Source organism: Novosphingobium sp. GV079 (assembly GCF_003058045.1).
Lineage (GTDB): Bacteria > Pseudomonadota > Alphaproteobacteria > Sphingomonadales > Sphingomonadaceae > Novosphingobium > Novosphingobium capsulatum.
Genome location: NZ_QBUE01000007.1, coordinates 26150 through 39492, shown reverse-complemented (window position 1 = coordinate 39492; position 13343 = coordinate 26150). Strand labels below are relative to the sequence as shown.

General features: G+C 67.1%; 9 protein-coding genes. All 9 read right to left on the bottom strand.

Features of this window, described 5'->3' with window-relative positions; all coding sequences use genetic code 11:
- Positions 1-14: 14 nt before the first annotated feature.
- On the bottom strand, positions 15-2444 hold the full coding sequence (locus tag C8K14_RS11150) for a glycoside hydrolase family 3 protein (RefSeq protein ID WP_107716726.1): 2430 nt from the start codon (positions 2442-2444) through the stop codon (positions 15-17).
- A 91-nt stretch (positions 2445-2535) separates the two neighbouring features.
- Complete coding sequence (locus tag C8K14_RS11145) at positions 2536-3756, bottom strand: MFS transporter (protein ID WP_233251040.1); 1221 nt, start codon at positions 3754-3756, stop codon at positions 2536-2538.
- Positions 3749-4804, bottom strand: coding sequence for a LacI family DNA-binding transcriptional regulator (locus C8K14_RS11140; RefSeq protein ID WP_062787211.1), 1056 nt, complete (start codon positions 4802-4804; stop codon positions 3749-3751). The genes C8K14_RS11145 and C8K14_RS11140 overlap by 8 nt, the downstream gene beginning before the upstream one ends.
- A gap of 14 nt (positions 4805-4818) precedes the next feature.
- On the bottom strand, positions 4819-5754 hold the full coding sequence (locus C8K14_RS11135) for a family 16 glycosylhydrolase (protein WP_107716725.1): 936 nt from the start codon (positions 5752-5754) through the stop codon (positions 4819-4821).
- Positions 5751-7250 carry a tryptophan halogenase family protein gene (locus C8K14_RS11130; protein ID WP_107716724.1) on the bottom strand — a complete coding sequence of 500 codons (1500 nt, stop codon included), beginning with the start codon at positions 7248-7250 and terminating at the stop codon, positions 5751-5753. The genes C8K14_RS11135 and C8K14_RS11130 overlap by 4 nt, the downstream gene beginning before the upstream one ends.
- Positions 7247-8275 carry a cupin-like domain-containing protein gene (locus C8K14_RS11125; protein WP_233251039.1) on the bottom strand — a complete coding sequence of 343 codons (1029 nt, stop codon included), beginning with the start codon at positions 8273-8275 and terminating at the stop codon, positions 7247-7249. Before C8K14_RS11125 ends, C8K14_RS11130 begins: the two co-directional genes overlap by 4 nt.
- Positions 8268-8981 carry a SapC family protein gene (locus C8K14_RS11120; protein ID WP_233251038.1) on the bottom strand — a complete coding sequence of 238 codons (714 nt, stop codon included), beginning with the start codon at positions 8979-8981 and terminating at the stop codon, positions 8268-8270. The genes C8K14_RS11125 and C8K14_RS11120 overlap by 8 nt, the downstream gene beginning before the upstream one ends.
- Before the next feature lie 142 nt (positions 8982-9123).
- Positions 9124-12132 carry a TonB-dependent receptor gene (locus C8K14_RS11115; protein ID WP_233251037.1) on the bottom strand — a complete coding sequence of 1003 codons (3009 nt, stop codon included), beginning with the start codon at positions 12130-12132 and terminating at the stop codon, positions 9124-9126.
- Positions 12133-12335: 203 nt separating this feature from the next.
- Positions 12336-13328, bottom strand: coding sequence for a diguanylate cyclase (locus tag C8K14_RS11110; RefSeq protein WP_231627541.1), 993 nt, complete (start codon positions 13326-13328; stop codon positions 12336-12338).
- Between the last annotated feature and the right edge of the window lie 15 nt (positions 13329-13343).

Genomic DNA, 13343 nt, shown 5'->3' with positions numbered 1-13343 from the left:
CTCCTAACGCTGCTTTATCCTTGGGTCGGACAGGCAGCGACGCTTCCAGTTGCCTCGACGCGCGCATTGCGGAGCGTCACGACAAATCCCTGCGGCGCCGTGATGCGAAGCGGCGTTCCAACCTTCTTGAGATCGGCCCCGACCTGAGCAAAACAGCGCAACGGAATTCGTGTCTGGGTGACGGCCCCCTGCGGCGCAAGACGCAGGAGCGATGCCACATCCAGGCTGCCCGTGCCAACGGAAACCTTGATCGGCCCGGCCGGCAGCGCATCGATTCGCCAATCGAGCCGAACTTCAAAGCCTTCGTCGGCCTGGCGGGTGAGATCGACCGGCGGACCGTCGATCGCCAGGGCACCGGGCGCGGCCCAGGTGAACTGGCGCGCGTCTTCCTGCGCCGTCAGATCAATCGAGCGCGAAGTGACGGCATTGTCGAGCCCGAGGTGCCAGGGCGATGGCGCCTGTCCGCGGTTGAACCACAGGTTGTCGCTGGCCGCGGCCGAAAGATCGACGCGCGGATCTTCGTTCACCCGGCCCAGCGGCGCGGGATGGGCATAGGTCAGGCCAAAGCCTGCCGGAAACAGCGGCTTGGTCACCGGCGAACGGGCATCGGCGGGCCAGGGAAACGGCAGCGTGCCGGCAAAATCGCGCGCCGGCTTGCCATCGCGCCCGGCGACCAGCACATCGGCCACGCCGGCGCCCTGGGTGCCCGGCAGCCAGGCCGCGACAAACGCGTCAGAGGCGTTGATCAGCGGCCCGGCAAACAGCGGCCGACCGGACAGGAATACCGAAACTACCGGAATGCCTTGCGCCTTGAGGCGGGCGATCAGCGCATCCTCGCCATTGCGCGGCCGGAACGCGAGGTTGGCCACGTCCCCCTGGAATTCGGCGTAGGGCGCCTCGCCATAGACGACCACGGCGACATCGGGCTTTTGCGTAAACTGGCCATCGGGCGCCAGCGTGGCCTGGCCACCGGCCTGCCCCAGCGCATCGGCCAGGGCGCGGCCGATGGTCTGCCCGTGGGGGAAATCGGCCGCCGTGGTATCGGTGCCCTGCCAGGTGATGGTCCAGCCGCCGGCCTGCATCGCCATGCTGTCTGCCCCTGGCCCTGCCACCAGAACCCGCGCCCCGGGCTTGAGGGGCAGCAGCCCACCATTGTTCTTAAGCAGCACCAAAGACTTGGCCACCGCCTCGCGCGCGATGGCAGGATGCGCGGGGGCGCCCAGCCCGGCGGCATCGCCGCGCGCCACCGGCGCCGGGCCCATCAGGCCGAGCTTGAACTTGACGCGCAGGATGCGGCGCACGGCATCATCGATGCGCGCCTGCGAAATCGTGCCCTGCTGGGCCTGGGCCAGGGTACTGTCGAACAGGCCCTTCCAGCTGTCGGGCGCCATCGCCATGTCCAGCCCGGCGTTGAAGCTGGCCGCGCAGGCCGTGACGGTGCAGCCTTCGACCTGGCCATGGCCGTTCCAATCGCCGACCACGAACCCGCCAAAGCCCATGCGGCCCTTGAGCACGCCGGTCAGCAGCGAGCGGTTGCCGTGGTTCTTCACCCCGTTCCAGCTGGAAAAGCTGGCCATGACGGTGAGCGCGCCGGCATCGATCGCGGCGGGATAGCCCTGGGCATGGGTGGCCACCAGTTGCGCCTCGGTGATGCGCGCGTCGCCCTGGTCCTTGCCCTCGAACGTGCCGCCATCGGCCAGGAAGTGCTTGGCCGTGGCCGCCACATGGGTGGCGTCCACCGCCTGCCCGGCATGCAGCGGGCCTTGCAGGCCCAGCACCATCGCCCGGGCATAGGCCGCAACCAGTGCGGGATCGGCGGCATAACCTTCATAGCTGCGGCCCCAGCGCAGATCCTGCGGCACGGCGAGCGTGGGGGCAAACGTCCATTCGATGCCGGTGGCGGCGATTTCGGCGGCGGTGGCGGCGCCGATCTTCTGCACGAGGGCAGGATCGTGCATCGCGCCCAGGCCGATGTTGTGTGGAAAGATCGTGGCGCCGGGCAAATTGCTGTGCCCATGGACGGCATCGACGCCGAAGATGATCGGGATGCCCGCCCCGGACTTGGCCGAGGCGGCGCGATATTCGCCCACCAGGCGCGCCCAGTCGGCCCCGCCCGCACGCTCGTTGCCATAAGGCCCGCTGTTCCCGCCAGCGAGGATCGAGCCGAGCGGATAGCGCTGCAGATCGGCCGGGGTGATCGCGCTGATATCAGCCTGGATCATCTGACCAACCTTTTGCGCCAGCGTCATCCGCGCCATAAGCGCGGTGATCTGCGCCTCTGTCGCCGGATCGGTGATCGCGGCCGGGCTGTGCGCAGCGGGCCATTGCGCGGGATGGGCCGTGGCGCGGTCGGCCTGGGCCGCGCCCGGGCCATCGGCAGCCAGCACCGGCTGGGTCAGGGCCATCAGGCCGGATGCGGCCAGCAACAGGCGGCGCAGGGTCATGTCTTATCCTCTCGGGCAGATTGCTTGTGAACGTTCTCAATTTCGGTTTCTGACACGGCAGGCCGGCCAGATCAACTGCTTGTGTGGTGCTTCAGGCCTGGCGGATGGACAGCAGCAAAAGTGCCGCCAGCCCAGCGCAAGCCGCCAGGACCAGGAACAGCGCGCCAAAGCCGAGCGTGGGCACCAGGCCCACCGCCAGCCACGGCACGATCAGCGAGGGAAACGTGTTGGTCAGGTTGAACAGCCCAAGATCGCGTCCGCGCCGATCCGGCCGGGGCAGTACGCGCAGCGTCTGCCCCGCATGGAGCGCCAGGAACACGGCCATAGCCAGGGCGAACAGGGCATAGCCGGCCAGCGCCACTGCCCTGCCCGGCGCCAGGGCCATGATCACCAGCCCCACTGCGACCAGGCCCGCCAGCGCGGCCAGCGGACGCCAGGGACGGGCGCGGCGATCGGCCCAATGCCCGACCACCAGCGCCAGCGGCACCGACAGCGCCAGCAGCAGGCCATAGATGCGCGCCATGGTGGCCGCATGCATGGTGGGATCGATCGCCAGGAACCAATAGGCAATGAAAGCAAACAGCGTGGCTTCGGCCAGTTGCACCAGCAGCCGCGCCAGCCACATGCGCCGCACCGGCAGCGCACGCGGCGGCGCGCCAGGATCGGGCAGCGGCGCCGGTTCCGGCAGTGGGGTCATTCGTGGGCTGATCAGCAGCAGCGGCAGGATGGACAGGGCAACGATCACCGCCAGCACGCTTACCCGCGTGGCAAACCCCACGCCCGGCCCGGCATGGAGGCCGGGCAAGGTGACCAGCGCACCCATCGTGCCCGACCACGCCGGGGCAAAGGCGAGCAGGCCACCGAGCACGCCCTTGTGGCGATCGGGCACACAATCGCCCGCCCAGGCGGCCAACGGACCCAGCACCATGTTGAGCGCCGCCTGCCACGCCACCACGACCATGATCAGCGCCGGCAGCGTGGTCGCCAGCGGCATGGCCAGCAGCAACGCGCACGACAGCACCAACCCGGCCGCCACCCAGCCCCGGCGATTGGCGGTGCGATCGCTGGCCCAGCCCCAGGCGATATTGGTGAGGCTGGCCGAGACCGCGCCGATGAACGTCAGCGTGGCGAGCCACGGCACGGCAGCTGGCCCGGCCAGCTCTGCCACGCGCAGCGGCAGCAGCAGCGTGAGTAGCGGGCCATAGCCGGCCACTGCCCCGGCCCAGGCCAAGGCATAACACAGCAGGAACGGCCAATCGCCGTGGCCCGGGCCGGGGTGTTGGCCGGCCACCGGGATGGCCGCCTCAGCCACGCGGCGCCACCGCCACGGATTCGCGCATCACCAGGCCTGCGGGCACGACCACCGGGCCATCGGGCACCGTGCCATCGCGCTGCGCGGCGATGATCAGATCGACCGCGCGCGCCACGGTCTCCGCCACCGGTTGATCCACCGCGCTCAACGCCGGACGGGCAAAGCGCACCACCGGGGTATTGTCGAAGCTGATCAGCGAGAGGTCATCGGGCACGGCCAGGCCCAGCGCATGGGCGACATCAAGGCTGGCCAGCGCGGTCTGGTCGTTGCTGGCGATGATCGCGGTGGGCGCCTGCGCCTGGCCCAGCAGGTCGCGCGCCGCCTGTGCGCCCATGGCAAAGCTGAAATCGCTTTGCGCCAAAAGGCCCTGCGTGGGCAGGCCGGCCTCGGCCATCGCCGCGCGCCAACCTTCCACGCGCCAATGGCTGAGGCTGTATTCCGCGTCGCCGGCGATGAAGCCGATACGGCGATGGCCCAGATCGATCAGCGCCTGCGTGGCCTTTCGTGCCGAACCTTCGTCATCCATGATCAACGGGATACCCCCGCCCTGCCCCAGCGAACCGATGCGCGCAAACGGGATGCCCTGGCGCGTCAGCACGCCCACGATCAGCGGGTTGTCGGAATGGGGCGGGGTCAGGACCACGCCATCGGGCTGCAACGCGGCGATCGCGGCCAGCAGTTCGCGCTCGACATGGTCGTTGTGGGTATCGACCAGTTCGAAGATCATGCGATAGCCGTGTTCGGCACACTTGAGCATGCCGCCCAGCAGCATCTGGTCCACCCAGTCGCTGCCCTGGCGTGCGCGCCAATCGGCGATGGTGCGCGTGCGATCGTTGAGCGCCAGGATCAGGTACGAGCGCGAGCCGCTCATCCGCTGGGCCGCGATCGAGGGGACATAGCCCAGGCGGGCAATCGCCTCGCGCACGCGCTCCTGCATTTCGGGGCGCACGTTGGGTTCGTTGTTGATCACCCGGCTGACGGTCTGCAGCGAGACCCCGGCATCGGCGGCGACATGCTTGATCGTCACGGTCTGACGGCGGCGCGCCATCCTGCTGCTATCCTTTACTGCGCGGCGGCGGGGGCAGCCGCAGCGGCATCGCTTTGCCAGACATGAACCCAATCCACCATCATCGTGCGCGGAAAGCCGCTGCTGTCCACCCCGCCGCCGTTGCGGCTTTCGGGCAGGCCGCCGCCAATGGCAAGGTTGAGCACGAGGTAGAACGGCTGATCGAACGGCGCCAGGGGATCGGCGCTGCCGGTGGTGGACCATTCGCCGGCATGGCGGGTTTCATAGGGCACGCCGTCGATGCTCCAGGTGATGGCGCCCGGCGCCCAATCCACGGCATAGACATGATAGCCATCGACCGGGGCCGGGATCGGGGTTTCCGATCCGACATGGCGATTGGCCGGGGGCACGCCGCCGAAATGGATCGTGCCCAGGGCATGGTCTTCGCGCCCTGAGGTACAGCCTGCGCAAGGCACGCCGAGGTTGACGGTTTCCAGAATGTCGATCTCGCCCGAGGCGGCCCAGTGGCCATAGCGATCGTGGGCCGGCAGCATCCAGATTGCCGGCCAACTGCCCTGCCCGCCAGGCAGCTTGGCGCGGACTTCCACCCGGCCATAGCGCCACGCCGCCTTGCCCTTGGTGCTGAGCCGGGCCGAGGTGAACGGCTTTTCAGCCCGCGCCGCCGCCTTTTCCGCGCTGTCGCGCAAGTCTTGCGGATAGGTGGGGCCGCGCCAGGCTTCCTTGCGCGCGGTAATCACCAGTTGGCCGTGGGCGACATGGGCATTGCTGGCGCGCGGCGTATAGCACTGCCGTTCCTGGTTGCCGCCGCCCCAGCAATCATCAGCCAGCGTCCAGCGCGTGGGATCGATGCCGGTGCCGTTAAACTCGTCAGCCCAGACCAGGTGCCAGCCGGGCCCCGGTGGCAATGGTGCGGCGTTTGCCGGCGTGGTGGCGGCAGCACCGGCGGCCAGCAGGACAAGCGCCAGGCTCATGCAGCAGCCCCGGTGCGCGCGCCGCAATAGTGATCGACATAGGCGGCGTGCCCGGGCAGGCCCTGTACGGTATCGGCCACTTCGCGGCGGAGGCTAGCAAGCAGCCGTTCCAGTTCATCATCGCGCAGCTTGGCCGCGACGGGATGATAGGCGGCCGGCGTGATGCCCTGCCCCATCATCACCTGCACCCAGCTGTTTTCGGCGAACAGTTCCTCATTCTTGCGGAACACCCGGCCGGTGCGGGCGAACAGATCCATCCGATGCGACAGGCTTTCCGGCACCTCCATCCCCGCGCAGTGGCGCCAGAACGGGCTGTCGCGCCGCTCGGTGGCCTTGTAGTGCAGGATCAGGAAATCGCGGATCTGGACCATGTCGGCCCACTGCTGTTCGTTGAATTCGGCAATATCGGCTGGATCGGGCCGCGCGGCCACGGGCAGCAGCCGCAACAGGCGCAGCACCGCGCGCTGGATCAGGTGGATCGAGGTGGATTCGAGCGGCTCCATGAACCCGCCCGACAGGCCCACCGCCACGCAGTTCTTCACCCACTGCCGGCGCCGTGCCCCGGTGGTGAAGCGGATGCGGTTGGGCTCGGTCAGGACCTGCCCTTCCACGCTCGACAGCAGGCGGTCGAGCGCCTGGTCTTCATCGAGATAGCGGCTGCACCAGACGATGCCGTTGCCCTGGCGATGCTGCAACGGGATGCGCCATTGCCAGCCGGCATCGTGGGCAATGGCGCGGGTATAGGGCACGGGCGGGCGCACACTGGCGGTTTGCACGGCGATGGCGCGATCGCATGGCAGCCAATGCGTCCAATCGTCAAAGCCGGCGTGCAGCGCGCCTTCGATCAGCAGCGCGCGGAAACCGGTGCAATCGACAAAGAGATCGCCGTCCACGCGGCGATCACCGTCCAGGTGCAGCGCAGCGATTTCCCCGCTGTCGCCGTCCAGTTCGACACGGGCGATGCGTCCTTCGATCCGGGTGGCGCCGTCGCCCTCGGCCAGGCGGCGCAGGAACGCGGCATAGCGCCCGGAATCGAGCTGATAGGCATAGTTCATCCGCCCATCGGGCAAATGAGCAAAGCGCCCGGCCTGGGCCGCCATCAGTTCCAGGCAATAGTCGCCATAGGGGGCGGCATGCCCGCGCGAGAGCCCGTGCAGCCAGAAATGCTGGAACCCGGCGCTCCAGTGATCGCGCCCGGTGCCGCCAAACGAATGGAAATAGCTTTCGCCCGGCGCCTTCCAGTTTTCGAACGCGATGCCCAGCTTGAACGTGGCCGAGGTGGCACGCATGAAATCGGCCTCGGCAATATTGAGCAGGCGGTTGTAGGCGACCAGCGGCGGAATCGTGCTTTCGCCCACGCCCACCGTGCCGATCGCCTCGCTTTCCACCAGGGTGACGATGGCGACCGGGCCCAGCGTACGCGCCAGCGCGGCGGCGGTCATCCATCCGGCGGTGCCGCCACCGGCCACGACGATACGCAAGGGTCTATCGGTCATCGGCTGAGGCTCCTGAGCAGGAAGGCACGGATGCGCCCGGCGGCAGCGGCATCGAGCGGGGCGAGAATGCCCTGCCCGGCGGGCGGCAGATGAGCCCGCGCGGCCTCTCCACCGGAAAAGGCATAGTGATCGAACAGGGCGTGCCACTGCGCGCGCTCTGCCGCTGGCAGATCGCGGATGGCCAGGATCGCATGGATCAGCGCGTCTTGCGGCTGGCCCAGCCAGCGCGGCGTGTCGCGCCACCAATAGTTGACCAGCATGTTGAACGGCGCCAGCGCATCGACCGCGTGATACCAGCCACTGGGAATGAACAGTGCATCGCCCGGCGCCAGATCGGCCACCTGGGCATGGGCCAGCGCGGTGGCATAGCCGGGATGGCGCAGCAGATCGGGCGCATCGGGATCGACCATGCTGACGGCGCGGCCGGCCGGGGTGTTGTCCAAAGGGCCGAGATAGAGATTGGCGAACTGGTCGGGCGGAAACAGCGTAAAGCGCCGCTGCCCCACGGCGCAGACCGCCAGGTTGTGGGGAAAATCGTTGTGCGCGGCAACGCGGCTGGCGGTGCCGATCCACACGCTGGCCAGCGCATTCTGTGCAGCCGGCAGCCCTGCCTCCAGCGGCATCGGATTGGCCTCGTCCAATCCTTCGAACCAGCCGGGAATATCGATCGATCCCATGTAGATCGCGCGCCCGTCTGCCGCCTGTTCGGCCGCGGCAAAGCGCGCCCAGATGGCATCGAGCGGTTCCTGCACGGTCTGGAAATTGACCTGCATCGCCTGGTCATAGAACAGGCGCCCGCCGGCTTGCGGCGGGGCCAGCGACACGGTGAAGGCGCGTGGCCGGGCATGGCTGGCAAGGTGGGCGCGCGCCGCCGTGGCGCTGTCGCGCCCGGCCCGCACCAGCGGCCAATGCGCCGCCAGGCCGCGCACGACGCATGGCGTTGTGGCGGCGGCCAGCACGGCATCGAGAGCGCCGCCATGATCGGCCAGCGCCACCTCTGCCACGCAAGGAAGGCCTTCAGGCACGGCCAAGGCGCGCCATCAGATCGGCAAAGCGCCCAAGCGCGGCCACGGCCATGTAGATCGGCAGCAGATAGCCCTGGGCGTTGAGTTCGCCCAGCGCCGCGCCGTCGAGCGCGGCCAGGCGATCTTCGGCAATGATGTGATAGCCCACCAGGCTGCGGGTGGAGCCTTCGGCCAGGGGCACATCGAGCGTAAAGGGTTCGAGCAGGCCATGGTGTTCGAGCGCGGCGAGAAACGCCGGCGTGGCGCGCCAGCCAGCGTCGAGCGCGCCCAGTTGCTCTGCCTTGGCGGCAAGATAGGGCGTGGGGGCACCGGCATCATCGAACAGGCGCTGCCCACCGGGCGCTCCCACGCGGGCATGGGCAAGATCGATATGGACCTGGGGCACTTCATCGGCATCGCGGGTGCGGCCGATCAGGAACGGCTGCACGGCGTGGGCCAAAGGCACGTAGGCCGCGTCCCAGCGGTCGCCGGCCAGGAACAGGTTTTCGCCGTGGTCAAAACCGAACAGGGCCAGCGCGGCAAAACGCCCGGTCTGCCCATCGCGGCGGAACACTATGGGATAGTGCGCCGCAACTGCGCGAAATTCCGATGGCACGACCAGGCATCCCATTACCCCGTCGCCCCATTGCGCCCCGGCGGTGGTGACCACGGCAAGATCGCGATGGCTGGCATTGTCGAGCAGGGCGTGGTTGCTGCTGCTGGTCACGGTGCGGGCGTCCTCTCTCTTGTGGCTCTTCCAATCCTGCCCCCTTGTTTCATCGCCCACTGCCACAGGCAAGTGCGTTGAAAAGAGGGCCATCCGGCCGGGCTGACGGGCAGTGTCGCCCGGCCGGATGGGGAGGGCCGCGTCAGAAGTTGACGCGGAAACCTGCCGAATAGCGGGCATAGCCGCTGGAGGCGAAGAACACGTTGTTGTCAGACCGCAGGTGCCCGCGACGGCCCTGGTTGGTCAGGTTGATGGCATCGGCAAAGACGGTGAAGCCCTTGCGGAATTCCCAGCTGGCGCTGGCATCGACCTGGCCATAGGGCTCGACATAATAGGGGTTGGGCCCCGTGCCAGAGAGGAACTGCGCGCGCCAGTTGTAGGCAACGCGCGCCTGCAGCCCGTGCTTGTCATAGAACAGCACCGCGTTGGCACTATCAGACAGGCCGGTCAGCGCGAACTGCGTGACGCTCGACGGCTTGGTGTTGTCGTAGGTCGCATCGCCGCGCACGATCGTATAGTTCAGGATCGCGCCGAAACCGGTGTTCCAGAACGAGTGCTGGATGGCAAATTCCCAGCCATAGAGCGTGGCGGTCTGCGAGGAATTGACCGGCGTGGCGATCTGGAAATTGACCGCCGCATCCTGAGGCGTGCCAAAGATGTTGCCCGTCAGATTGCCGGTGGCATCGGTGCCGGTGATCTGCGAGCTTTCAGGGTAATGGGTGAAGATGTAGTTGCGGATCGCCGCCGTGCTGGCATCAGCGCCCAGCGCGGAAATCGCCGCCTGATAGCGCGGGCCATTGGCCGGGTTGGTCAGGCCGAAGGCCGGGCTGTCGACGCGGGCCGACGAGATGAAGTTCGACACGCCCTTGTGGAAGAAGCCCACCGAGACATAGCTCGTCGGCGCGTAATACCATTCGAGGCTGACATCGATGTTCTTCGACTTGTAGGGCATCAGGCCCGGATTGCCCTGGCTGCCGGTGCCACCGCCGATGCGGAACAGTTGGTCCAGCGTGCGGCCACCCTGGAGGCTGGCATAATCGGCCCGGGTGATGGTGTGGCTGTAGGACGCACGGAACTTGACGTTGCGCGCGGGCTGCATGTCAAAGTCGAACGCGGGCAGGAAGTTGTCATAGCTGCCGGCAAAGGTAGTGAACGCGCTGTCACCGCCATAGATCAGGCCGAATTCGTTGGCCGAGACCCACTGCGTGCCGGTGGGCACCGGCACCAGCGCCGACGAGGTGACGCGGGTGTTTTCATAGCGCAGGCCAGCACGGAAATGCGCCTCGCGGCCGAGCAGGTCGAACTTGGTGTTCAGCTGCACATAAGGCGCGATCGTGCGTTCCTTGATGCGGCGATCGACGGTGTAAGGCGCCAGGCAGTTGCCGGTGCCGCCGCAGATCTGGTTCTTGCTATCGAGCAGGCTCACCATCTTCTCGAAGTTGAAGCTGTAGAACTGCTTGATGATGTTGGGATCGTTGGCGCCCGAAACGCCCTTGAACTTGTCCGGCACCGAAACCAGGCTGAACAGGTCATCAGGCGTCTGGCTGGCCGGCAGCGAGCCACCCCAGGTATCATGCTGGATATAGCCATAGGCCGAACGCACCTTGTTCTCGGTGTAGTCCGCGCCAAAATCGAGGCTGTCGATCACCCCGCTGTCGAACTTGAACTGGCCCGAAAGCCGCGCCTCGTTGATCTCGTCACGGAAATAGGCGTTGCGGAAGGCATTGCCCGTGGGCGTGATATTGGCCGGATCGAGCGCATCGATGCCCGGGTTCATGCCCACCGAAATGACCGGCAGATCGTGGGTAAAATCGATCTTCTGGTTGGCGATGCCGAACACCGCAGAGCCCACCGACACGCTGGTGCCATAGGGATTGTTGGGCTTGGATTCGGCCGTCGAATGATGCGCGTCCAACTCCAGCGTCAGGCGATCGATGCCGTCCCACTTGAGGTTGCCGCCGATCGAGCGGTTGATCGAGCGGTTTTCGGTAAGCGCCGCGCTATACGACAGGTCCTTGCCTTCGTTGGCGCCGAAGTGTTCGGCATAGAACACCGGGCCGGCCACCGGGCCATCGGTCCACTGGCTGGAAACGTCGTTGAAGTTGAACCAGATGCCCACGCTGTTGGTGCGCGCGCGCACGGTGTTCTGGGAATAGGTATAGTCGAACGTGGCGGTCAGCGTATCGGTGGGGCGCAATTGCAGCACGAGCTGGCCGTTGATGCGCTCGCGATCGATGTCGGTAATGTCATAGCTGGCGTTCTGCGGCACCTGATAGACATCGTTGGGGCCGGGCCGGTTGACGATGTTGGCATAGCGCGGATCGCCCTGCTGCGGCAGCGAGCCCCAGTTGTTTTCCGAGCCCAGATAGCCATCGCGCCAGCCGACATTGGCCTGGTTGTTGCTCGCCTTGCGCTTTTGCCACACGCCGGTGACCAGCACGCCCACCTTGCCATCGGCAAAGGTGTCGCTGATGATACCCGACACTTCGGGCGTGATCGGGCTGCCTTCGTTGCGCGAGGTATCGATCATGCCCTTGATCGCCAGGCTGCCATGCAGGCCGGGCCGATCGAGCGGGCGCGGGGTCTTGATATTGATCGTCGAACCGATGCCGCCGGTGGGCAGCGTGGCCCGGCCGGACTTGTAGACTTCGACCCCAGCCACGCCTTCGGACGCCAGGTTGGCAAAATCGAAGCTGCGCGTCGACGGCGCGCTGGCGCCATCGCCCAGGCTGGACGTGGGCATCTGCCGGCCGTTGAGCAGCACCAGGTTGAATTCGGGGCCAAAGCCACGAACGGTAACGGTAGAGCCTTCACCGTTGGAACGGTCGATCGACACCCCGGTGATGCGCTGAAGCGATTCGGCCAGGTTGGTGTCGGGGAACTTGCCCATGTCTTCGGCCGAAATCGCATCGACCACGCCCTGGGCGCTGCGCTTGATATTGGCAGCGGCCGAAAGGCTGGCACGGATGCCGGTGACGACGATGGCGTTTTCCGGCGTTTCGGTGGCAGCTTGCGGATTGGCGGCCGGCTGGGCGGCCGATGCCGCGCTGGCGGCGTCCTGCGCCCAGGCCGGATTGGCTGCCAGGCCCACGGCCATGACCGAAGCCCCCAGCACCAGGCGCGCGCGCAAAGAATGGCAACGTGTGCTCATCAGATCCCTCTCCCCGTTTTCACCCGGCGCTTTGCGTCCGGCTTGTGAACGTTCTCAACTGTGGTGACGCATGCGCGTGAACGTTCACTTTGTCAAGCGCCCGGCGTTGCCAGCCGTGACAAAGGGCAATGAAACGAGATCAGCCTGCCGGGAAAGCAGCGGGCAAGCGCGGCCTGGACAGTGCGCCGCCCGCGCCGCGGCGATCAGCCTGTGGCGCGAAGGCCAAGTTGCGCGGTCGGATAGGCCGCGCGATCGTTGCCCGCGGGTTGACCATGCCCGGGCAGGCCATGTTCGAACACGGTCGCGGTGATGCGATTGCGGCCCTCGCTCTTGCTGCGATAGAGCTGCGCATCGGCCATATCGATCCACTCCTGCGGCTTGGCCCCGGCGACGCTGCGCGCACTGGCGATGCCGATGCTGACCGTGACGAACGCATCCACGCCCGATCGCGCGTGCGGAATACCCAGCTGGCGCACCTGGCGCCCGATCTCGGCCGCAACGGATTGGGCCGTGGCCAGGTCTGCGCCGGGCAGCACGCAGACGAACTCTTCCCCGCCATAGCGGGCCGAAAGATCGGTCGCACGGCGCACCGCGCGGGTGAGCGCGGCGGCGACCATGGCAATGCAGCGGTCGCCGGCCGGGTGGCCATAGGCATCGTTGAACTGCTTGAAGAAGTCGATATCGAGCATGACCACCGACAGCCATTCCTGCTGCCGCGCCAGCCGCGCGGTCTCCACCTCCAGCGTGCGTTCCAGGTGCCGGCGATTGGACAAGCCGGTGAGCGCATCGGTCACCGCCATCTGCGCCAGTTGGTCGCGCAGGCGCTTGAGTTCAACATGATTGGCCACCCGCGCGCGCAGGATCGGCGGCTGCACCGGCTTGGTCACATAGTCGATCGCGCCCAGCGACAGACCGCGCATCTCGTCCTCGCTGTCCCCCAGGCCGGTGGTGAAGATCACCGGCACATCGGTCAGCGTGGCATCCTGCTTGAGCGCGGCACAGACGGCAAAGCCATCCATGCCCGGCATCAGCACATCGAGCAGGATGAGATCGGGCTGCGCGGTGCGCGCCAGATCGAGCGCCTCTTGCCCCGACAGGGCAAAGCAGACGTCGTATTCGTCTTCGAGCACGGCATTGATGATCTCGATATTGGCGATTTCATCGTCGACGATCATCACCAGACCGCGCCGCGACAAGGGGGGAAGCGCCTG

What these genes read in the sequence shown, in the direction of transcription:
- C8K14_RS11150 (WP_107716726.1), bottom strand. Translation starts at nt 2,444, where the DNA reads ATGACCCTGCGCCGCCTGTTGCTGGCCGCATCCGGCCTGATGGCCCTG.
- C8K14_RS11140 (WP_062787211.1), bottom strand. Translation starts at nt 4,804, where the DNA reads ATGGCGCGCCGCCGTCAGACCGTGACGATCAAGCATGTCGCCGCCGAT.
- C8K14_RS11130 (WP_107716724.1), bottom strand. Translation starts at nt 7,250, where the DNA reads ATGACCGATAGACCCTTGCGTATCGTCGTGGCCGGTGGCGGCACCGCC.
- C8K14_RS11115 (WP_233251037.1), bottom strand. Translation starts at nt 12,132, where the DNA reads ATGAGCACACGTTGCCATTCTTTGCGCGCGCGCCTGGTGCTGGGGGCT.
- C8K14_RS11135 (WP_107716725.1), bottom strand. Translation starts at nt 5,754, where the DNA reads ATGAGCCTGGCGCTTGTCCTGCTGGCCGCCGGTGCTGCCGCCACCACG.